The 20,691-nt window shown below is 71.8% G+C and carries 20 protein-coding genes; 10 read left to right on the top strand and 10 right to left on the bottom strand.

Features of this window, described 5'->3' with window-relative positions:
- Positions 1 to 58: 58 nt before the first annotated feature.
- From AC6CH6_RS09325 to AC6CH6_RS09305, 5 genes are all read right to left on the bottom strand, one after another.
- Positions 59 to 391 (bottom strand): protealysin inhibitor emfourin, encoded by a 333-nt coding sequence (locus AC6CH6_RS09325; protein ID WP_498254916.1) that lies wholly within the window; start codon positions 389 to 391, stop codon positions 59 to 61.
- Between the two features lie 76 nt (positions 392 to 467).
- Positions 468 to 1,844, bottom strand: a complete 1,377-nt coding sequence (locus AC6CH6_RS09320) for a M4 family metallopeptidase (protein ID WP_498254915.1) — start codon at positions 1,842 to 1,844, stop codon at positions 468 to 470.
- 20 nt (positions 1,845 to 1,864) lie between these two features.
- A complete protein-coding gene (locus AC6CH6_RS09315) occupies positions 1,865 to 2,284 on the bottom strand; it encodes a hypothetical protein (RefSeq protein ID WP_498254914.1) in 420 nt (139 codons plus the stop codon).
- 129 nt (positions 2,285 to 2,413) lie between these two features.
- The gene (locus AC6CH6_RS09310) at positions 2,414 to 3,238 is read right to left on the bottom strand and encodes a PKD domain-containing protein (protein ID WP_498254913.1); all 825 of its coding nucleotides are present in this window, start codon (positions 3,236 to 3,238) and stop codon (positions 2,414 to 2,416) included.
- Positions 3,239 to 3,509: 271 nt separating this feature from the next.
- The gene (locus AC6CH6_RS09305; RefSeq protein ID WP_498254912.1) at positions 3,510 to 4,160 is read right to left on the bottom strand and encodes a DUF6318 family protein; all 651 of its coding nucleotides are present in this window, start codon (positions 4,158 to 4,160) and stop codon (positions 3,510 to 3,512) included.
- 224 nt (positions 4,161 to 4,384) lie between these two features.
- Between AC6CH6_RS09305 and AC6CH6_RS09300 the strand changes: the two genes are divergently transcribed.
- Genes AC6CH6_RS09300 through AC6CH6_RS09280 form a run of 5 tightly spaced genes read left to right on the top strand, consistent with a single transcriptional unit; the run spans position 4,385 to position 10,359 of the window.
- A complete protein-coding gene (locus tag AC6CH6_RS09300; RefSeq protein ID WP_498254911.1) occupies positions 4,385 to 5,089 on the top strand; it encodes an NUDIX hydrolase in 705 nt (234 codons plus the stop codon).
- Entirely contained in the window at positions 5,086 to 6,381 is a 1,296-nt protein-coding gene (gene nadA, locus AC6CH6_RS09295) for a quinolinate synthase NadA (protein WP_498254910.1), read from the top strand. Before AC6CH6_RS09300 ends, nadA begins: the two co-directional genes overlap by 4 nt.
- The gene (locus AC6CH6_RS09290) at positions 6,378 to 8,270 is read left to right on the top strand and encodes an L-aspartate oxidase (protein WP_498254909.1); all 1,893 of its coding nucleotides are present in this window, start codon (positions 6,378 to 6,380) and stop codon (positions 8,268 to 8,270) included. The genes nadA and AC6CH6_RS09290 overlap by 4 nt, the downstream gene beginning before the upstream one ends.
- Positions 8,264 to 9,187 carry a carboxylating nicotinate-nucleotide diphosphorylase gene (gene nadC / locus AC6CH6_RS09285; protein WP_035924268.1) on the top strand — a complete coding sequence of 308 codons (924 nt, stop codon included), beginning with the start codon at positions 8,264 to 8,266 and terminating at the stop codon, positions 9,185 to 9,187. Before AC6CH6_RS09290 ends, nadC begins: the two co-directional genes overlap by 7 nt.
- A gap of 2 nt (positions 9,188 to 9,189) precedes the next feature.
- Positions 9,190 to 10,359 carry a cysteine desulfurase family protein gene (locus AC6CH6_RS09280; RefSeq protein ID WP_498254967.1) on the top strand — a complete coding sequence of 390 codons (1,170 nt, stop codon included), beginning with the start codon at positions 9,190 to 9,192 and terminating at the stop codon, positions 10,357 to 10,359.
- 6 nt (positions 10,360 to 10,365) lie between these two features.
- On the opposite strand, the gene AC6CH6_RS09275 is transcribed toward AC6CH6_RS09280, so the two are convergent.
- From AC6CH6_RS09275 to AC6CH6_RS09265, 3 genes are all read right to left on the bottom strand, one after another.
- Positions 10,366 to 10,923 (bottom strand): hypothetical protein, encoded by a 558-nt coding sequence (locus AC6CH6_RS09275; RefSeq protein WP_498254908.1) that lies wholly within the window; start codon positions 10,921 to 10,923, stop codon positions 10,366 to 10,368.
- Between the two features lie 147 nt (positions 10,924 to 11,070).
- A complete protein-coding gene (locus AC6CH6_RS09270; protein ID WP_498254907.1) occupies positions 11,071 to 11,637 on the bottom strand; it encodes a hypothetical protein in 567 nt (188 codons plus the stop codon).
- A 122-nt stretch (positions 11,638 to 11,759) separates the two neighbouring features.
- Entirely contained in the window at positions 11,760 to 13,292 is a 1,533-nt protein-coding gene (locus AC6CH6_RS09265) for an acyl-CoA synthetase (RefSeq protein WP_498254906.1), read from the bottom strand.
- 307 nt (positions 13,293 to 13,599) lie between these two features.
- On the opposite strand from AC6CH6_RS09265, the gene AC6CH6_RS09260 reads away from it, so the two are divergent.
- On the top strand, positions 13,600 to 14,937 hold the full coding sequence (locus tag AC6CH6_RS09260) for an MFS transporter (protein WP_498254905.1): 1,338 nt from the start codon (positions 13,600 to 13,602) through the stop codon (positions 14,935 to 14,937).
- Between the two features lie 131 nt (positions 14,938 to 15,068).
- Here the strand turns inward: AC6CH6_RS09260 and AC6CH6_RS09255 are convergent, their stop codons facing one another.
- Positions 15,069 to 15,527: a MarR family winged helix-turn-helix transcriptional regulator gene (locus tag AC6CH6_RS09255; protein ID WP_133409572.1), complete on the bottom strand. Its 459-nt coding sequence runs from the start codon at positions 15,525 to 15,527 to the stop codon at positions 15,069 to 15,071.
- 197 nt (positions 15,528 to 15,724) lie between these two features.
- Between AC6CH6_RS09255 and AC6CH6_RS09250 the strand changes: the two genes are divergently transcribed.
- The 4 genes from AC6CH6_RS09250 to AC6CH6_RS09235 all read left to right on the top strand — a co-directional run bounded on the left by AC6CH6_RS09250 (position 15,725) and on the right by AC6CH6_RS09235 (position 19,346).
- Entirely contained in the window at positions 15,725 to 16,696 is a 972-nt protein-coding gene (locus AC6CH6_RS09250) for an SDR family NAD(P)-dependent oxidoreductase (protein WP_498254904.1), read from the top strand.
- Between the two features lie 10 nt (positions 16,697 to 16,706).
- Positions 16,707 to 17,600, top strand: coding sequence for an amidohydrolase family protein (locus AC6CH6_RS09245; protein WP_498254903.1), 894 nt, complete (start codon positions 16,707 to 16,709; stop codon positions 17,598 to 17,600).
- Positions 17,597 to 18,787, top strand: a complete 1,191-nt coding sequence (locus tag AC6CH6_RS09240) for an acyl-CoA dehydrogenase family protein (protein ID WP_498254902.1) — start codon at positions 17,597 to 17,599, stop codon at positions 18,785 to 18,787. Before AC6CH6_RS09245 ends, AC6CH6_RS09240 begins: the two co-directional genes overlap by 4 nt.
- Positions 18,788 to 18,869: 82 nt before the next feature.
- Complete coding sequence (locus AC6CH6_RS09235; protein ID WP_017831747.1) at positions 18,870 to 19,346, top strand: MaoC family dehydratase; 477 nt, start codon at positions 18,870 to 18,872, stop codon at positions 19,344 to 19,346.
- An 89-nt stretch (positions 19,347 to 19,435) separates the two neighbouring features.
- On the opposite strand, the gene AC6CH6_RS09230 is transcribed toward AC6CH6_RS09235, so the two are convergent.
- Positions 19,436 to 20,617, bottom strand: coding sequence for an NAD(P)-dependent malic enzyme (locus tag AC6CH6_RS09230; protein WP_498254901.1), 1,182 nt, complete (start codon positions 20,615 to 20,617; stop codon positions 19,436 to 19,438).
- Positions 20,618 to 20,691 lie beyond the last annotated feature (74 nt).

The raw sequence follows: 20,691 nt of genomic DNA, 5'->3' as shown, positions 1-20,691 counted from the left end.
TCCGGATGGTCCGGCGATCCGGGCCGTGCCGTCCTGCGGGTGGCGCTGCGGGTCCGCCTCACTGATCCCCGCCGGGCTCGCACCGGTCGGCGCAGTCGCGCAGCCGCGCCACGAGCTCCTGCGCCGCCGGGTCCTGGTCGAACTCGCTCACCACGAGGCGCCGGACGCCGGAGCTCTCCTGGACCTCGATCACGTAGGACTGCTGGTCGGCCGCTCCCCGGCGGGTCGTCGGGGCAGTCGATCCCAGCCGGTGCGCCAGGACGGTCTCGAAGAGGTCGAGGAGCGCGTCCCGCTGCGCCCGGGGCAGGGACTCGGTCTCGAAGCTCCGCTCCACGGCCAGGCCGGGGAAGTACGCGAGGCCTCCCTCGAGGCGGTAGCTGACTCTCGCCATGGACGGCACCGTCCCTCCGTCGGACGCGGATGGCCCGGACCGGGCCCGCGCGGGGACCGGCGGGGCCGGTGAGGAATCAGTTCCCGACTATACCCGTGGCGCCCTTCCGGGTCAGGCGCCAGCACCCGTCCGCTCCGTCGAACGTGGTCATGGCGCCCGTGGCGACGTCGCCCACCAGCGTGCCGGCGTACCGGGCCGCACCGGCGTCGAAGGACAGGAGCAGGGTGCCGTCCTGCTGGTGCCACTGGCCGGACAGCTCTCCGGTGAACGAGCCGTTGTCGTGGAAGCTCAGATGCACCCGCGCGGAGGAGTCCGTGCAGCCCCAGCTGTACTGGAGCACCCACTCGTCCGCGAGGGCGCCCACGGATCGGGCCGCCTCGGGCGCGACCCCCACCTGCTGCCAGGCGTCCGCCACCACGGCCTGTTCCGCGGGTCCGAACAGGGCGGCGGCGTGCTCGATCGTGAGGCCCGCGAAGTCCTTGAACTGCGCGACCCACCGCAGGCGCCGCAGCTGGGGATCACGCATCGCGGCGTACCAGATCCGGCCGGCCCTGTCCCAGCTGTGGCCGCCCAGTCCGGTCGCCGCGAGGCAGAACGCCCGGTTCGGGATGCCGGAGTTGATGTGCACCCCGCCGTTGTCGTCCAGGGTGTGCACGAAGCGGGACATGTGGTCCGGCTGCGGGTCCTTGCCGAGCACGTCGTCGTCGAAAGCGGTGCCGGGTGCCTTCATCGAGCGGAGGCCCACCCCGTTGACGGCGCTCGTGAACAGGCCTGCACCGATGATCCAGTCGGCGTCCGCCGCCGTCTGGCGGGGAACGGCCACGTACTGCTTGACCATGGCCCCGATGACGTCGGAGAAGTGCTCGTTGAGCGCCCCGGACTGGTACATGTACAGCAGGTCGGACTCGTGCGTGGTGATGCCGTGCGCGAGCTCGTGCCCGATGACGTCCACGGCGGCGGTGAAGCGGTTGAAGTACTGACCGTCGCCGTCCCCGAAGATCATCTGCCGGCCGTCCCACGCCGCGTTGTTGTACTTCTCCTGGTAGTGCACCGTGCCGAGCAGGGGCATGCCGGCGTCGTCGAGGGAGTTGCGCCCGAAGACCTCCTGCAGGAGGTCGAACGTGGAGCCCAGGCCGTCGTACGCCTCGTCCACGGCGGGGTCCCCGCTGGCGGGTGCTCCCTCTGAGCGCACGAGCGTCCCCGGGAGCTCCGCGGTGTTGCCGGCCGAGTGGACCTTCCGCTCCCTGTGGGCGGTCGCCTGCGCCGCGACGGCCCGTGCAGTGAGGTCCGCGATCAGCCGTTCCGCCCGGACCGTGGTGTCCACGGCCAGCGCGGCCAGGGCGTTCCTGCGGGTCTGCTCGTCCCCGTGCACCGCCATCTGCTCGTGCACGTACGGCGGGATCACCCCGCAGAGCGCTCCGTGCCGGTGCCCGTGTCCGTGGTCCGTGGTCATCGCTTCCCCACCCCTCCGCATCAGATCCGGTTGCCCGCGGCGTCCAGCTCACCGGGCGCCGTCCCCGGGCCGTCCGGCGCACCGGGCGCCGTCCCCGCGGAGTCCAGCCTCCGCCCGGCGACGTCCGCCGGCTGCCCGGCGCTGCTGTCCGCGGATCCCGGCCCACCGGCGGGTCCCTGCCTGGCCAGGTACCAGCAGCCGCCCGGCGAGCCGTCGAAGGAGGACATCGCCCCTGCTCCCGCCGTGCCGGTGACCGTGCCGCCGTACTGCGCGGGGCCGTCGGCGAAGCGGAGCAGCAGGGTGCCGTCCTGCTGCCGCCAGGCGCCGGAGAACCCGCCGCCCGAGAAGGTGCCGTCCGGGTCGAACACGAGGCCCACCCTGCCGTAGTCGTCGGTGCAGCCCCAGCTGAAGTGGAGCACCCACGGACCGGAGATCGTCACTGTTCCGCCCCTTTCCTCGCCCGGCGCACGAGCACCGGCGGGACCGCTGACCGGGTGCTCCGGGAACCGGAGAACCATGTGCAACGATCATCCCACCAGGATCCGACGGCGTACCGGCCGGCGCGGAAATCAGCAGCCGGTGCCCTGCGGGTTCTCGAGGCAGTCGTCCGCGTAGTTGCGCACCGTGGAGCGCCAGACGCTGATCGGCACGGGCGCGCTCGCGACGTCGTTGAGCCCCGCCACGGGCAGCCACGGGCCGCCCGCCACGGAGTACTCGCCGGAGAACCAGGTGGTGAGCGAGACGGCGTAGTCACCCGTCTCCGTGTAGACGTGACTGGTGTCGGTCTCCACGTCCCACGCCCCCTCCGCGAGCGGGACGCCGCTGAGCTCGGTCGGCCCGAGCGCGGTCCCGTCGCCGTAGTCCCATGCGTACTGGACCGGCACGGCGCGCACCTGCACCGGGAAGCCGCCCAGCTCGGTGCTGAACTGCTGGGGGCGGGCCTCCGCCCAGACGTTGGTGTGCATGCCCCGCAGCGTGTCGGGCGCGGGCTGGACAGCACTGGCCGCGGGCGCGACGGCGAGCGTCCTGAAGTCCTGCAGGGTGAAGGTCGGCAGCTCCATGACCTCCTCGCCGCCCTCCGCCTCGGCGACCGCCACGCACATCGGCTCGCCCCACGGCGTGCTGGGCCCCTCCCCCTGCCGGACGACGACGTTCATGTAGACGCCCTCCCCACCGTCGGCCGTGGTGCAGTCCCGCTCCGCCAGGCATTCGTCGAGGATGTCGCCCGTCCGGTTGGTGCACGGGTTCTGCAGACCGAACGTCTGCTGCTTCGACTGCGCGATCGTGTCCGGGTTGAACGGCCGGTCGACGCCCTGGTCGCTCAGGTACTGGCGGAGGGCCTTCTGAAAAGCGGGGTCCTCGTCCGGGTCGTAGTCGACCGGGGCTGCACCCACGGCAACTGAACCTTGTTGGTGGTCATTGCCGACCACAATCGGCGGCCCCTCATCGAGCCGGACCTCCAGTTTCATCTTGTCCCCGTCTGCGACAGCAGTCGTCGACTTCGAGATATCGGCATTGCGCTGGCCGTGCATGGAATACCCACTCTTGAGCCGAGTTGCCTTATCTGCCCAGCCATCTTCTTCACCGAGGGCTCCGCCAGTTGCCGATTGAAAAAAGAGGAAAGTTAGAACAAAGACTCCGACGATCTTGTTTTTGTCCATTGAATTATCCTGTGCCCGGCATGTTTGCGGCGGTTATATATATCCATAGCCCCTGCGAATAATTCAAGTAAACAGGGAACGGGTCCCCTTGACCGCTGCGCGGGAATGCTTCATATGTGACCTCTCCGCCCTCAACCAGCTTCAGCCCCTCAGCGCTGGTTAATACAATCGGCTTATAGATCCCGTCAGAGGAACGTTCAATATTTTCATCCTGTATCACAGGCGTCTCTCGACCACCAATGAACCAAGCGCCATCGGCGTACACATCTTCCACAAATTCTAATTGCTCCATGCAGACATCACAGGCGTCACTGACAATTTCTCGCGCGTATTTTGCATCACCGGTTTGATGGGCGTACCACATGGCGTCGGACCAGTAGTCGAGGAAGGCCTGCGCCCCGTCCCGGGACTCCTCCTTCGCCAGGTCCGGCATGACGGGCTTCGGCACGTTCTGCGCGGGCCCGTCGAGCGAGGCCGGCACGTAGTCGGCGGGAGTGGCGTCCGGACTCGGCTCCGATGAGCTCGCCGCAGCCGATGAGGCGGCGCTGGAAGGGGACGCCGCGGCGCCGTCGTCGTCGGGACCGCATCCCGTGAGGAGCAGTGCCGTCAGGACGACGCCCCCGACCACCGTGCCGACTGGGCTGGACCGCACCATGAAGTTCCCCGCTTCGCTCTGCCACGGCCGGACGGGCCGGCTGGATGGGTCAGATGGTAAGCGCCCCCCACTGTGCGGGAGCAACCCCTGTGGACATGCTGAAACCCGCGTTTTCATGGGGCCTGGTCAGCGGCCCCATGGTCACGACTTCGTTAATGTCACTCCGACTCGAACAGTGTTATAGTCGCTGGAACCAGAAGGCACTGGACGTGAAGGAGGTGACGATGACCGCGCAGAACGTGGAACTGGCGGTCTCGACCGTCATCTTCGCCGCCCGCGACACCGGTCCCGACGGCGGCAAGGAACTCTGGCTGCCCCTCGTCCGCCGCATCCGCGACCCTTTCCGGGGGATGTGGGCCCTGCCCGGCGGACCGCTCCAGCCGCACGAGGACCTCGAGGCCTCCGCGGCGCGGTCCCTGCAGCTCACCACCGGTCTGCAGCCCGGCTACCTCGAGCAGCTCTACGCCTTCGGCGGCCTGACCCGCTCGGCGAACGCCGAGGAGCGCGTCGTCTCGATCGTCTACTGGGCCTCGATCCGCACCGACCAGACCTCCGACCTCCACGCCGATCTCAACGTCACGTGGATGCGCACCACCGAGCTGCCGCCGCTGGCGTTCGATCACAGCGGCATCGTGGACTACGCCCTCTACCGGCTGCGCAACAAGATCACCTACAGCCGCGTGGCCCACTCCTTCCTCGGCGAGACCTTCACCCTCGCCGCCCTGCGGGAGGTGCACGAGGCGATCCTCGGCACCCCCCTGGACCCGGCCAACTTCCGGCGCCAGGTGCTCGCGTCCGGCGCCGTCCTCGACACCGGCACCCGCCTGGAGGGCACACGTCATCGCCCACCCCGGCTCTACCGCTACAACCACGACCTCGACCTCGCCGACCGCACCCCGGCCGGCCGCAGCACCCAGGAGCAGACATGACCTCCGTCGCCACCCGCATCGACCTGCTGACCGAGAAGCCGGCCGGCCTGCCGGGAACCGCCCCGGCCCCGAGCACGTGCAGCACCGACCTCTCCGCGAACCCCTGGGACTTCGCGCCCGCCGTCTCCGCCGGCTACGGCCCCGGGGCGTCCGAGGACGACGTGGTGCCCGCCGGCGCCCCCGCCCAGCCCGTGATCCCCGAGGAGTACCAGCACGCCTCCGCCGAGGAGCTCGACCGGCGGATCACCGCCGCCAAGGCGACCCTCGGCGAGCGCGTGGTGGTGCTCGGGCACTTCTACCAGCGGGACGAGATCGTCAAGCACGCCGACTTCCTCGGCGACTCGTTCCAGCTGGCCCGCGCCGCCAGGAGCAAGCCGGAGGCCGAGGCGATCGTGTTCTGCGGCGTGCACTTCATGGCCGAGACCGCCGACATCCTCTCCGGCGAGCACCAGTCCGTGATCCTGCCCAACCTCGCCGCCGGCTGCTCCATGGCGGACATGGCCGACGAGGACTCCGTCGAGGAGGCCTGGGAGCAGCTCATGGACGTCCTCGGGGAGACCGACGACGACGGCCGGCAGACCGTGGTCCCCGTGACGTACATGAACTCCTCCGCGGCGCTCAAGGCGTTCTGCGGCCGGCGCGGCGGCATCGTGTGCACCTCATCCAACGCCGCGACCGTCCTGGAGTGGGCCTTCGAGCGCGGCCGGCGGGTGCTGTTCTTCCCGGACCAGCACCTGGGCCGCAACACCGCCAAGGCCATGGGGATCCCGCTCGAGCGGATGCCGATGTGGAACCCTCACAAGGACCTCGGCGGGAACACCGCGCAGGACCTGCAGGACGCCGAGGTGATCCTCTGGCACGGCTTCTGCTCCGTGCACCGCCGCTTCACCGTGGCCCAGATCGAGAAGGCCCGCGCCGAGCACCCCGGCGTGCGGGTGATCGTGCACCCCGAGTGCCCCATGCCCGTGGTCGACGCCGCCGACGAGAGCGGCTCCACCGACCACATCCGCAAGGCCGTCGAGGCCGCCGAGGCCGGCAGCACCTTCGCGATCGGCACCGAGATCAACATGGTCAACCGGCTCGCCGACCAGCACCCCGAGCACACGATCTTCTGCCTGGACCCGGTGATCTGCCCGTGCTCCACGATGTACCGGATCCACCCCGGCTACCTCGCGTGGGTGCTCGAGGAGCTCGTGGCCGGGCGCGTGATCAACCGGATCTCCGTGGACGCCGCGACCGCCCGGGACGCCGAGGTGGCGCTCGAGCGGATGCTGGCGGCGCTGCCGCGGTGAGCACGCACTCGGCACCGCGCGTGCTCGTGGTGGGCAGCGGCATCGCCGGCCTCACCGCGGCCCTGGGCGCCGCGGGCCACGGTCTCGACGTGACGCTGCTGAGCAAGGACGCCCTGGACGAGACCGGCACGGTCCGCGCGCAGGGAGGGATCGCGGCCATGACGGCCGCGCTCCCGGCCGGCCAGCCCCGCGACTCCGAGGAGCTGCACGTCCAGGACACCCTCGCCGCGGGGGCGGGGACGTGCGACGACGACGCCGTGCGCGTCCTCGTGCGCGACTCGGCGGCCGCGATCGACGAGCTCGTGGCGCGCGGAGTGGCCCTCGACCGTGCGGCCGGACCGGACTCCCCCTGGCTCGAGGGTCTCGAGGGCGCCCACTCCGTGCCCCGGATCCTGCACGCCGGCGGCGACGCGACGGGCCGCGAGATTCAGCGCGCCCTCCTCGCCGCCGCGCTGGCGGCCGAGGCCGCGGGGCGTCTGACGGTCCTGCGGCACACCATGCTGGTCGACCTCGTGCTCGGCCCCGGCGGCCGCGCGGCCGGGGCCCTCGTCCTGGCGGATCCCGGGGACCGGCTCCACGAGCTGGCCGCGGACGCCGTGGTGCTCGCGACCGGCGGGGCCGGACAGCTCTACCCCCACACCACCAATCCGGCCGTGGCCACCGGTGACGGCATCGCCGCGGCCCTGCGGGCGGGCGCCGCCGTGGCGGACCTGGAGTTCGTGCAGTTCCACCCGACCGCCCTCGCCGCCCCGGGCTGCTTCCTGGTCTCCGAGGCCGTCCGCGGCGAGGGCGCGGTGCTGCGGGACAGCACAGGCCGGCGCTACCTCGAGGACGTGCACTCGCGCGCGGAGCTCGCCCCCCGCGACGTGGTGGCCCGCGAGAACGTCCGCCGGTCCCTGGCCCAGGGCGGCCGGCCGGTCCTGCTCGACTGCACCGCGCTGAGCCCGTCCGGTCCCGGCCCGCACGGGGGCGGCACGACCGCCGAGTTCCTCGCCCGGCGCTTCCCCACGATCGACGCCGCCCTGCGGGCCCACGGCCTCGACTGGTCCCGCGAGCCGGTCCCGGTCACGCCGGCGGCCCACTACCTGATGGGCGGCGTGGCCACCGACGGCCTCGGCCGCACCACCGTCCCGGGGCTCTACGCCGTGGGCGAGTGCGCGGCCACGGGCGTGCACGGCGCCAACCGGCTGGCCTCCAACTCGCTGCTGGAGGGCGCCGTCTTCGGGGCCCGCGTGGCCGACGCACTGCAGGCGGACGCGCTGCGCACGGACGCGCCGGGGACCGGCCGAGCGGCCGACGACGCCCCGGCGCGCCTCGTCCTGCCCGGCCGCGCCGAGATCCTGCCGGCGGCCGGTCGTTCCGGGATCGCGGCCGCCCGGTCCCGGAGCACTGCGTCCTTCGACAGGGACGCCGTGCCGTTCGACAAGGACACCGAGCCGGTCGACGGAGAGGCTGCGCCGGTCGACGGGGACACCGAGCGGCTCGACGGGAGTGCCGTGCCGGCCGAGGGGAACACCGTGCCGTTCGACCGCGAGCAGTTCCAGGAGGCCATGTGGGCGGGTGCCGGCGTCCTGCGCGACCGTTCGCGGCTCGAGGCGCTGGCCCGGCGGCTGGCCGGCTTCCGCCCACCCGCCGGTCTCTCCCGCCGTGCGGTCGAGGACCGGAACCTGCTGACCGTGGGACGCGCCGTGACCGCCGCGGCCCTGCACCGCACCGAGTCCCGGGGCGCCCACTTCCGGGAGGACTTCCCGGCGCCCGATCCCGCCCGGGCGCGGCGCACGTTCTGGCGCCTGGACTCCGCCCCGGATGAGGCCACTGTCCCGGCGCTGATCAGTGCACATACTTCCATCGACATGTTCGACCTACCGGAGAGGATCCCCGCATGCTGACCCGAGCCGCCATCACCGAGGTCGTGGAGCGGGGGCTCGCCGAGGACGCGCCCTGGGGCGACATCACCTCCGAGCACCTCATCCCCGCCGGCACCACCGCCCGGGCCGAGCTCGTGGCGCGCGAGGCCGGCGTCTTCTCCGGCGGACAGGTCTTCGCCGCGACGTTCGCCGCCGCGGACCCCGCGGTGGCCGTCGAGCTGGTCTCCGCCGAGGGCGACCGCTTCGAGGCCGGGGACACCCTGGCCGTGGTGACCGGTCCCGCCCGGGCCGTGCTGACGGGCGAGCGCGTGGCCCTGAACCTGACCCAGCGGATGTGCGGGATCGCCACCCTGACCGCCCGCTACGTCGCCGCCGTCGAGGAGACGGTCGCCCGCGTGGAGCAGGCCGCGAACCTCCCGTCCGGCACGATCACCCGCACCCGGGTGGCCGACACCCGCAAGACCACCCCGGGGCTGCGGGCGCTCGAGAAGCACGCCGTGCTCAGCGGGGGCGGGCACAACCACCGGCACTCCCTCTCGGACGCCGTGATGGCCAAGGACAACCACCTGGCCCTGCTCACGGCCGACGGCACCGACCTGACCGGCGCCCTGCGGCAGCTGCGCCGTCGTCTCCCCCACACGGTGCACCTCGAGGTGGAGGTGGACCGGCTCGACCAGATCGAGGCGGTCCTGGCCGGCGGCGCGGACACGATCCTGCTCGACAACTTCTCGCTGGACGACCTCGTGAGCGGCGTGGCGATCATCGACGGCCGGGCGACCGTCGAGGCCTCCGGCGGCGTGAGCCTGGAGACCGTCGGGGACATCGCGGCCACCGGGGTGGACGTCATCTCGGTGGGCGCGCTCACCCACTCCGCCCGCAACCTGGACCTGGGCCTCGACATCGGGCTCGGCAGCGGCCACGGCACCGGGACGGGATGACGGTGCTGTACCTCGACTCGGCCGCCACCACCCCCGTCCGGCGGGAGGTCCTGGAGGCCATGTGGCCCTATCTCACGCAGGAGTTCGGCAACGCCTCGAGCCACCACGACGCGGGCCGGCGGGCGCTGGCCGGGCTGGACCGGGCCCGCGGGACGGTCGCGCAGGTGCTGAACTGCCGGCCCGCCGAGGTCGTGTTCACGTCAGGCGGGACCGAGGCCGACAACCTGGCCGTCAAGGGCATCGCCCTGGGCCGACGGGACCGGGACCCCGCGTGCACGCACGTGGTGACGAGCGCGGTCGAGCACCACGCCGTGCTCGACTCCGCCCGGGACCTGGCCCGCTGGGACGGCTTCGACGCCACCGAGCTGGGCGTGTCCGCCGAGGGGTTCGTGGACCCCGCCGCCCTGGAGAGGACTGTTCGTCCGGGCACCGCAGTGGTATCCGTGATGCATGCGAACAACGAGACGGGTACGGTCCAGGCGGTCGCCGACCTGGCTGCGGTGGCTCGGGCGCGGGACGTCCCGTTCCATACGGATGCGGTCCAGACGGCCGGGTCGCTGGAACTGGACGTACAAGCGCTCGACGTGGCGGCGCTGAGCCTCGCCGGGCACAAAATCGGGGGGCCCAAGGGCGTGGGCGTGCTGTTCCTGCGCCGCGGGACGCCCCTGCGCCCGCTGCTGAGCGGCGGCGGGCACGAGCGCGGCCGGCGCTCCGGGACCTCGAACGTGGCCGGCGCCGTCGGCCTCGCCACCGCCCTGCGGCTCGCCGCGGAGGAGCGCCCGGACCGGGCGACCCGGCTCGCCGCCCTCCGGGACCGGCTGATCACCGGGATCCTGTCCGCGGTCCCGTCGGCCGTGCTGACCGGTCCGGACCCCCGGGAGCGGCCGGCGGCGCGGCTGCCCGGCAACGCCTCGTTCTGCTTCCCCGGCGTCAACGGCGAGACGGTCCTGGTGGACCTGGAGGCCCGCGGGCTGCTCGTCTCCTCGGGCTCGGCCTGCGCGGCCGGGGACATCGAGCCCTCCCACGTGCTGACCGCCATGGGCTTCCCCGCCGAGGTCGCCACCACCGCGGTCCGGTTCACGCTGTCCGCCGAGGTCACCCCGGAACAGGTGGACGGGATCGTGGCGGCGGCCCGGGACGTCGTCGAGCGGCTGGTCGCGGCGCGCGGCTGAACGCGCTCAGCCGACCGGGACGGGGAGCGCGACCGGCACCGGGTGCTGCACCCCGGCGTGCACGACCGCCAGGACCGGTTCGCCCTTCTGCTCCGTGCTCCGCGAGCTCTCCGGCACCAGGACCCAGGAGGGGTCCGGGCAGGAGTGGGGCGCGGGGCCCTCGGGGACCGCGCTCGAGGCGCCCCGGCCGTCGAAGCCCTCCAGCCGGAAGCCGACGACCGTCCGCCACCACAGCGTGCTCGGCGTGCTCGCGATTCCCCGGGTCTCGGTGATCACCAGGTCCGTCCGCCGCGTCAGGACCTCGGCGGTCCCGGGCTGCACGCACTCCCACGAGATCTCGGTCACCGACTCGGTCTCCGCCACGAACTCGAGCGAGGCCGCGTTGGCCTGCAGCGTCTCGTCGTCCCAGCCGAGCGCGGCCCGGGCGTCAGTGGCGGTCACGAAGCCGGTGCCGTCCTCGTGGAGCTGCGTGGCCGCCCAGGCCGGCGCCGCCAGCCCGATCGACACCCCCGCCGCCGCGAGAGCCGCCAGTACCACGATGACCTTGTGCATGTGCTTCCCCATTCCCCTGTCCCCCGACACCGGGGACGCGCTCCCGGATCGTTTTTCCGAACGCTAATGCAGGCACGGGGGGCCGATCCAGCGGCGTGACCCATCTGTGACCCCCCGTCCGACCTGCGACGACACATGCGGCGCCGCGGAGCGCGCCCCTCAGGCCGCTTCCTCCCGCTCGGTGGGCACCGGGTGCGCCACCCCGTCGTGGACGACCTCGAGGGCAGGCCCCTCGTGCGCCTGCGCCCGTTCGGTGGACCGGGGCACCCGGGACCAGGCCCCGTCCTGGTCCCCGCCCCCGTTCACCGGGCAGGCGTCGAGGTCGGGGCCCTCGACCACGGAGACGGACACGGCGTCCTCGGCGAAGCCCTGCAGCTCGAAGCCCGTGACGGCACCCGTCACGGAGCTCCGCTGCACGGTGGCGACCAGGTCCGCCCGGGCGGTCGTCGTCGTCCGCCGCTCCTGCACGGCCACGGCGCCGGTGAGCTCCTGGACGCACTCCCACGACGCGGTGGCCACGGTGACCGTCTCCGCCACGAGGTCCAGCTCCGCGGCGGAGGTCTGCAGCCGGTCGTTGGTCCAGCCCACGGCCCGCAGGACGTCCTCCTTGCCGACGGAACCCGTGCCGTCCGGGCGCAGCGTCACAGCCGCCGCGGCCGGCACGGCCAGCGCGACGGACGCCGCCGTCACGGCCGTCACCACGCAGGTCAGCAGTCTCTTTCCCACTCGATCCCCCTCCAGTCCCCCCCTGTCCCCCGACAGGAGTCCGGCCATCGGGCCGTGCTGGGGAGGCTAATGAAAAGTCGTGGACGCGTCCAGCCCGGACGGCGCGCGACCTGTCCTGCGCCTCAGCCTGCGGCCTGCTCGCGCAGGACGTTCTTGCGGATCTTGCCGGACGCGGTGCGGGGCATCTCCTCCACGAGGCTCAGCGTCTTGGGCACCTTGTAGCGGGCCAGCCGGCCGGCCAGGTGCTCCTGGATCGTCCCCGCCGTGAGCTCCCGCCCCTCCCGGGGGACGACGACGGCGTGCGGCACCTCGCCCCACTTCTCGTCGGGCACGCCGATGACCGCCACGGCGGCCACCTCCGGCAGCTCGAGGATGGCCGACTCGACCTCCGCCGGGTAGATGTTCTCCCCGCCGGAGATGATCATGTCCTTGATCCGGTCCGCGACGAACAGGTAGCCGTCCTCGTCCAGGTAGCCCAGGTCCCCGGAGTGGAACCACTCCCCCTCGAAGGACCCCGCCGCGTCGGGTCGGTTCCAGTACTCCCGGATGACGTTGGGCCCCGAGAGCAGGATCTCCCCCGCCTCGCCGGGAGCCGCGGGCTCCCCCGCGGCGTCCACGATCCGCACGTCGGAGAAGAAGTGCGGCAGCCCGGAGGAGCCCGCCTTCTCGCGGGACTTCGCGGCGGGGAGGTTGGTGGCGCCCGGGGAGGTCTCCGTCATGCCGTAGCTGGCGGTGAAGGCCAGTCCCCGGTTCTCGTAGGCGTCCAGGACCCGCATGGGCACCGCGGAGCCGCCGCAGGTGAGCTTGCGCAGGGAGGAGAGGTCCGTGGCGTCCCAGTCCGGGTGCTCGCACAGCATCTGGTAGGTGGTCGGCACCCCGGAGAGCCAGGTGACGCGGTGTCGCTCGATGAGCTCCAGCACCCGGCCGGGCACGAACTTGGACTCGAGCACCAGCGTGGCGCCCTTCAGCAGCGTCGGCAGCACCCCCATCCCGAGCGAGGCCACGTGGAACATCGGGGAGATCATGAGCGCGACGTCGTCGGCCGCCACGTCGTAGTCGACCAGGACGTTGAAGCAGTTCCAGGTGAAGTTGCCGTGGGTCAGGCAGGCGCCCTTGGGCCGGCCGGTGGTCCCGGAGGTGTAGAGGATCACGGCGAGGTCGTCCAGGCCCACCGGGACGTCCTCCGTCCAGGGCTCGGCCGTCGCGATCACCGTCCCGAGAGCGGGGACCCCGTCCGCATCTTCCTCGGCCGCGTCCTCCTCGGCCACGACCCAGCGGACCACGTCCGGCAGGTCCCGGGCGGCCGGTGCGGCCAGGCCCGTCAGGGCGGCGTCGTGGATCAGCACCGAGACGTCCGCGTCCTCGAGCTGGTAGCGGATCTCGGGGACGGCCAGGCGCGTGTTGAGGGGGACGAGCACCGCGCCGAGCGCTCCCGCGGCGAACATCGCCTCCAGGAAGGCCGGGCTGTTCTCCCCGAGGAACGCCACCCGGTCCCCGGGGCCCACGCCCCGGCCGGACAGGGCCGTCGCGAGGCGCCGGGACCGGTCGTGCAGCTCCCGGTACGTCAGCGTGCGCTCGCCGTGGATCACGGCCGTCCTGGGCCCGGACTTCTCGAGCCTCCGGACGAGCCAGGATCCCAGTCCTTGATTGCGCATGCGATCGTCTCCTCAAACAGTCGTCAAAACCAATAGTTGAAAAAGTCCACTATTAGTCCCCAGCGTAGAGAGAGCTGGATCACATTGTCCAGACCCCCGGACGAACCCGACCCGGCGAGGCCTCGCCACTTAGGTCATCTTCTCAATGGTTGACATCTTCAATTGATTGCTGTTCCAATGGTCGCACTGTGAGTCGGCCCACACCACCGCCCGGACGCACCCGAGGACCGGGGCCGGCCCGTCCGCCGCACCGGAGCCCCGTCCCGGCGGCACACCCACTCTCTCCGCCCCAGAGCAAGGAACCGCCATGTCAGCAGCACCCGGCACCCTGGCGTCCCTGGACGCCCGCGCCAGGAACAAAGAGGCGCGCAAGGTCATCTTCTCCAGCTACCTCGGCTCCACCATCGAGTTCTACGACTTCCTGCTCTACGCCTCGGCCTCCGCCCTGGTCTTCCCCTACGTGTTCTTCACCGACCTCGACCCACTGGCCGGCACGATCGCCGCGTACGGCACCTTCGCCGCCGGCTACCTGGCCCGCCCGCTGGGCGGAGCGGTCTTCGGCCACTTCGGCGACCGCCTGGGCCGCAAGAAGATGCTCATCATCTCGATGCTGATCATGGGCATCGCCTCCACGCTCATCGGCCTCATCCCCAGCGCCGCCGTCATCGGCTCCTGGGGTGCGGTCATCCTGATCCTCCTGCGGGTGTGCCAGGGCATCGCCGTGGGCGGCGAGTGGGGCGGAGCCGCACTGATGGCCCTGGAGCACTCCGCGAAGGGCAGGCGGGGGTTCGCCGCGTCCTTCACCAACGCCGGCGCCCCGACCGGCGCCGCGCTGGGCACCTTCGTCCTGGGTCTGTTCGCCGCCATGCCGGAGGATCAGTTCCTCTCGTGGGGCTGGCGCGTCCCGTTCCTGCTGTCCGTCCTGCTGCTGGCCGTGGGCGTCTTCGTGCGCTCCCAGGTGTCCGAGAGCCCGATCTTCCAGGCCGCGCTGGCCAAGGAGGCCGCGGAGGGCACCACCGCCAAGCGCAAGGTGCCCATCGTCGAGGTGCTGCGCCGCCCCCGCGCCCTGGTCTACACGATGCTGGCGGGGGCCTCCGGGTTCGCGCTCCAGGTCTTCCTGGCCACCTTCGCGGTCGCCTACGCGGTCGAGCGCGGCGCCGACCGGCAGCCGGTCCTCTACGCCTTCGCCCTCGCGTCCGTGCTCAGCGTGTTCTTCGTGGTCGGCATGGGCCGCCTCTCCGACCAGCTGGGCCGGCGCCCCGTCATGGTCGTGGGGCTGGTGCTGTTCATCGCCCTCATCCTCCCCATGTTCTCCTGGCTGGCCACCGGCAACGTGCTGCTGATCTTCGCGACCTTCACCATCGGGCTGGCCTGCCACGCCGCGATCTACGGACCGCTGGCGGCCTTCATCTCGGAGCAGTTCGGCACGTCGTCGCGCTACACCGGGGCGTCACTGGGCTACCAGTTCGCCACCCTGATCGGGGCGGGCTTCACCCCCACGATCCTCGCCTCGATCTACGCGTCCTCCGGGCAGGCCATCACCCCCGTGGTCTGGTACCTGGCCGGGATGGCGGTGGTCAGCGCGGTGTTCATCCTGCTCACCCGTGAGTCCAAGGACTTCGACCTGGAGACCCACGAGCACTGACGCCGCCCGCACCGCCCGCTGCCGAGCATCTGCGGCACCGAGCCCCCGCCTCGTCACCGCCCTCCCCGATCGACCGGGGAGAGGTGGCGGGGCGGGGGCTCGGCGTCGTCGAGGGCCGGGGGACCCGTCCGTCAGAAGGCCACCTTCTTCAGCAGCCGGGACAGCTCCTCCCGCTCCGCCGAGGAGAGCGGGGAGAGCGACTCCGCGGTGGAGTTCTCCACCAGGACCCTGGCCCGGGCGTACAGCTCCCGGCCGGCGGCGGTGGGGGCGATGATCTTCGAGCGGCGGTCCCTCGGGTCGGTCCGGCGCTCCACCGCGCCGCGCCGCTCGAGGTCGTCGAGGATGGCCACGATCTGACTGGGGTCCAGCACCAGGAACTGGCTGAGCTCGCGCTGCGTCAGCTGCTCCTCGCCGCAGGCCAGCGCCAGGACCGAATAGTGGCGCACCTTCAGCTCCAGCTCCGCCAGCTTCCGGTTGGCCGCCGAGGAGCCCGTCGAGGCGGCGCGGGCCATCAGGAAGACCGGCTCCGCCGTCAGCTCCGCCTCGAGGAGGCGCTCGAGACCGGCGGACGGGTCGGTGGGCGTGGTCATAGCGTCTCTCCTGGGGCCGGGGACCCCAGTCTACGGAATCCGTGCCCCCAGCATAGATGGAGGTTCTTAACCATTGACATTTTCAACGAATAGCGGTGGAATGGGGACGAACCCGCAGCAGTGACGGGCGTCACCCCGTCCGCCGATCCACGAGCGCCGATCCGTCAGCGCCGATCCGTCAGCGAAGGAGCCACCCCATGGCACAGGACAGCACCGCATCCCCGAGCACCACCCCCCTCGCCGGCAAGGTCGCCGTCGTCACCGGCTCCGGCCAGGGCCTGGGCCTCGCCTACGCCCAAGAGCTCGCCCGCCAGGGCGCGGCCGTGGTGATCAACGACGTCGACCAGGCCACCGCCGAGAACGCCGTCGCCTCCATCACCGAGACCGGCGGGCGGGCCGTCGCCGTCGTCGCACCCGTGGGCTCCACCGAGACCGCCACCGCCCTCGTGAACGGCGCCGTGGAGGCCTTCGGCCGCCTCGACGTCCTCGTCACCAACGCCGGGGTGCTGCGCGACAAGTCCCTGCTGAAGATGACCGACGAGGACTTCGACCTCGTCATCCAGGTGCACCTGCGCGGCACCTTCACCTGCGCCCGCGAGGCCTACCGGTACTTCAAGGAGAACGGGGTCCCCGGGCGGATCATCACCATCGGCTCCCCCACCGGCCAGTACGGCAACTTCGGCCAGACCAACTACGCGGCGGCGAAGGCCGGGATCGTGGGCATGGTCCGCACCTGGGCCCTGGAGATGCGCAAGGCCGGCGTCACCGCCAACGCCGTCATCCCCGTGGCCGCCACCGCCATGACCGAGACCATCCCCTTCTTCCGCTCCGCCGTCGAGGCCGACCGCCGCGGCGAGCCGATGCCGGACTTCTTCCGCAAGGACCTCGGCTTCGGCAACGCCGCCGACGTCGCCGGGCTGATCGCCTGGCTCGCCTCCGACGACGCCGCGCAGGTCACCGGCCAGGCCATCGGCGCCGGCGGGGACCGCCTGCAGGTCTTCAGCCACCCCCGCCCCGTGGCCACCGAGTACCGCGACGGCGGCTGGACCTTCGAGGCGCTGCGCGAGCAGCTCCCCGCGATCCTCGAGGACAGCCTGCAGCCGGTCGGCGAGACCCTGCCCCCGCTGCCGGAGGATCTGAAGCCCGAGTCCGCGACCCAGCAGTCCTAGGGGGACCACCATGCGCTACGAGTACGGTCTCGACCTCGCGTCCCTCGACGCGATCGACATGCACGTGCACATCGAGTGCTCCGACCACGGGCACCCGTCCCTGCCCGCGGCCCTGACCGAGGCCTCGGCCAAGTACTTCAAGGCCGAGGACCGGTCCCCCTCCCTGGACACCATCGCCGAGCGCTACCGCGAGTGGCGGATGGCCGCCGTCGTCTTCACCGTCGACGCGACCACGGCCCTGGGCCACGAGCCGAACTCCATCGAGGAGATCGCCGAGGGCGCGGCCCGCAACAACGACGTGCTGATCCCCTTCGGCTCCGTGGACCCGCTCCAGGGCTCCGCCGCGGTGGAGCGGGCGAAGATGCTCGTCGAGGAGCACGGCGTCAAGGGCTTCAAGTTCCACCCCTCCCTGCAGGGCTTCGACCCCTCCCACGAGCGGTTCTACCCGCTGTATGCGGCGATCCAAGACCTGGGCGTGCCCGCCCTGTTCCACACCGGGCAGAACGGCATGGGCGCCGGGCTGCCCGGCGGGGGCGGGATCAAGCTGGGCTACTCCAACCCGCTGCTGCTGGACGCGGTGGCCGCGGACTTCCCCGAGCTCCAGGTCATCATGGCCCACCCCTCGGTGCCCTGGCAGGAGGAGGCCAACTCCATCGCCACCCACAAGGCCAACGTGTGGATCGACCTCTCCGGCTGGTCGCCCAAGTACTTCCCCGAGTCGCTGGTGAAGGCCTCCAACCGGATGCTCCAGGACAAGGTCCTCTTCGGCACCGACTACCCGCTGATCACCCCGCAGAAGTGGCTCGGGGCCTTCGAGCAGCAGTCCTTCACGGACGAGGTCCGCCCCAAGATCCTCAAGGACAACGCCGTGCGCCTGCTCGGCCTCGACGGGGCACGGGCATGAGCACGGACGCCGGGCGCCTCTACCCCGACTGCGACCCGTACGGGATCGCGGAGAGACTGACCGAGGCCGAGAAGGCGCCCCTGCGCCGGCTGCGCCGGGTGCTCGAGGACGAGGTCCGGCCGCTGCTGGCCGAGTACTGGGAGGCCGGGGAGTTCCCCTACCAGGTCGCCCCCTCCCTGCACTCCCTCGACCTCATGACCCCGCCCGAGCTCACGGCCGGCGGCGCGCAGCCCCGGTCCCTGTACCACGGGTTCCGGATCTTCGAGCTGGCCCGCACCGACGCCTCGATCGCGACGTTCTACACCGCCCAGGCCGGGCTGTTCCGCACGGCCTGCCGCGTGGGCGGCACCCCCGAGCAGTTCGCCGCGTGGGACCCGAGGATCACGTCCTTCGAGATGACCGGGGTGTTCTGCCTGACCGAGCCCGAGCACGGCTCCGACATCGCCGGCGGACTGGCCACCACGGCCCGGCGCGAGGGCGACGAATGGGTGCTGACCGGCACCAAGCGCTGGATCGGCGGCGCCTTCACCGCCGACTACCTGGCCGTCTTCGCCCGCGACGAGGCCGACGGGCAGGTCAAGGGCTTCCTCGTGGACCGGCAGGCCCCGGGCGTGCGGCTGGAGAAGATCCACGGCAAGACGTCCCTGCGGATGATGCAGAACGCCGACATCCACCTCGACGGAGTCCGGGTGCCGGAGGCACAACGGCTGGGGAACGTGAACTCGTTCAAGGACGTCGCCGCGATGCTGCGCGCCATGCGCTCCGACGTCGCCTGGATCGCCACCGGCATCCAGGCCGGCGCCTACGAGGCCGCGCTGCGCTACGTGCGGGAGCGCGAGCAGTTCGGCCGCCCGATCGGCGGCTTCCAGCTCGTCCAGGAGAAGCTGGCCCGGATGCTCGGCAACGTCACCGCGTCCCTGACCATGGTCGCCGGCCTCGCCGAGCGGCAGGAGGGCGGCGTCTACCGGGACGAGGACTCCGCCCTGGCGAAGATGTGGATCAGCCTGCACATGCGCGAGACCGTGGCGCTGGCCCGCGAACTGGTCGGCGGCAACGGCATCACCCTGGCCCACGACGTCGCCCGCTTCCACGCCGACGCCGAGGCCGTCTACTCCTACGAGGGCACCCACGAGATCAACGCGCTCGTGGTCGGCCGGTCGATCACCGGCCGGAGCGCGTTCGTCTGAGCCGCCCGCCCGACACCACCCGACCCACCACCGACACCACAGACACCACAGACACCACAGACACCACCACGGAGGACACGCCATGACCGAAGCACAGACCCAGCCCCAGACCGTCGTCGCCTTCGACGAGGTGAAGAACCTCGTCGGCAAGAGCCTCGGCCACTCCGCCTGGCGGGAGATCACCCAGGAGCAGGTGAACACGTTCGCCGACGCCACCGACGACCACCAGTGGATCCACGTGGACCCCGAGCGCGCCGCCGAGGGCCCGTTCGGCGCCCCGATCGCCCACGGCTTCCTGACCCTGTCCCTGCTCATCCCGATGTGGTCCGAGCTCTTCGACGTCACCGGCGTGAAGACCAAGGTCAACTACGGCCTCGACAAGGTCCGCTTCACCTCTCCCGTCAAGGTGGGCTCGCGGATCCGCATGACCGTGACCATCACCGACGTCCAGGAGGTCAAGGGCAACGGCCTGCACCTGGTGGCCGACGGCACGATCGAGATCGAGGGCGAGGAGCGGCCCGCCGTGGTCGCCACCTTCCTCAACCGCTTCTACGCCTGAGCGCGCCACCTCCTGACCCGCGACGGCCCGGGTGACCACGGAATGTCGTGGTCACCCGGGCCGTCGCGGGTCAGCGGGTGCGGAGCGGGTCAGACGGTCGCCTCGGCCCGCGCGCAGGCCGCCACGGCCTCGGCCACGGCCGGGGCGACCCGGGGATCCAGGGCGGAGGGCACGATGTGGTCCGCGGTCAGACCGTCCGCGGCGGCGATCGCGGCGATCGCCCGGGCGGCCTCGAGCTTCATGACCGGGGTGATCCGCCGCGCCCCGGCGTCCAGGGCGCCGCGGAAGATGCCCGGGAAGGCCAGCACGTTGTTGATCTGGTTCGGGAAGTCGGACCGGCCCGTGGCCACCACGGAGGCGTACTTCGCGGCCACATCCGGCATGATCTCCGGGTCCGGGTTGGCCAGGGCGAACACGATCGCGTCCTCGGCGAGTTCGGTGAGGTACTCCTCGGGGACCGTCCCGCCCGAGACGCCCACGAACACGTCCGCGCCCTCGAGGGCGTCCTTGGGGCCGCCGATCAGCCCGCGCGGGTTGGTGCGCGCCGCGTAGCCGGCCTTGATCGCGTTGAGGTCGTCCCGCTCCCTCGAGACGATGCCCCGGGAGTCCATCAGCACCACATCATTGATGCCCTGGGCCAGCAGGATCTCGGTGATCGCGATCCCGGCTGCTCCGGCGCCGGCGATCACGACCTTGAGACCGGCCAGGTCCTTGCCCACCAGGGTCGCGGCGTTGAGCAGGGCGGCCAGGACGACGACGGCGGTGCCGTGCTGGTCGTCGTGCATCACCGGGATGTCGAGCTCCTCGATGAGGCGTGCCTCGATCTCGAAGCAGCGCGGGGCCGAGATGTCCTCGAGGTTCACCGCGCCGAAGGAGTGGCGCAGCAGCTTGACCGTGGCCACGATCTCCTCGACGTCCTGGGTGTCGAGCACGATCGGGATCGAGTCGAGGTCCGCGAAGGTCTTGAACAGGGCCGCCTTGCCCTCCATCACCGGCAGGGACGCGGCCGGGCCGATGTCGCCCAGGCCCAGCACGGCGGAGCCGTCGGAGACGACCGCCACGAGCCGGCCGGCCCAGGTGTGCGTGGCCGCCATGGCGGGATCCGCGGCCACCGCGCGGGAGACCTCGGCGACGCCGGGGGTGTAGGCGATGGACAGGTCCCGGCGGGTGGCCAGGGGGGACTTCGACACCACGGAGAGCTTGCCGCCCTCGTGGGAGCGGAAGATCTCCTCGTGCGTGATGGGACCGGACTGCTGGTTCTCGTCGCTCATGCGGGGTCCTCGTGCTCTCGTCATTGAGTGCGAACAGGGTCCCCGCCATTGTGCCCCACCGCCGGGCCCCCTCC

This window comes from Kocuria sp. GQ42 (assembly GCF_059758435.1).
The sequence above is the reverse complement of the archived record's forward strand: the minus strand, read 5'-3'. Positions and strand labels throughout refer to the sequence as shown.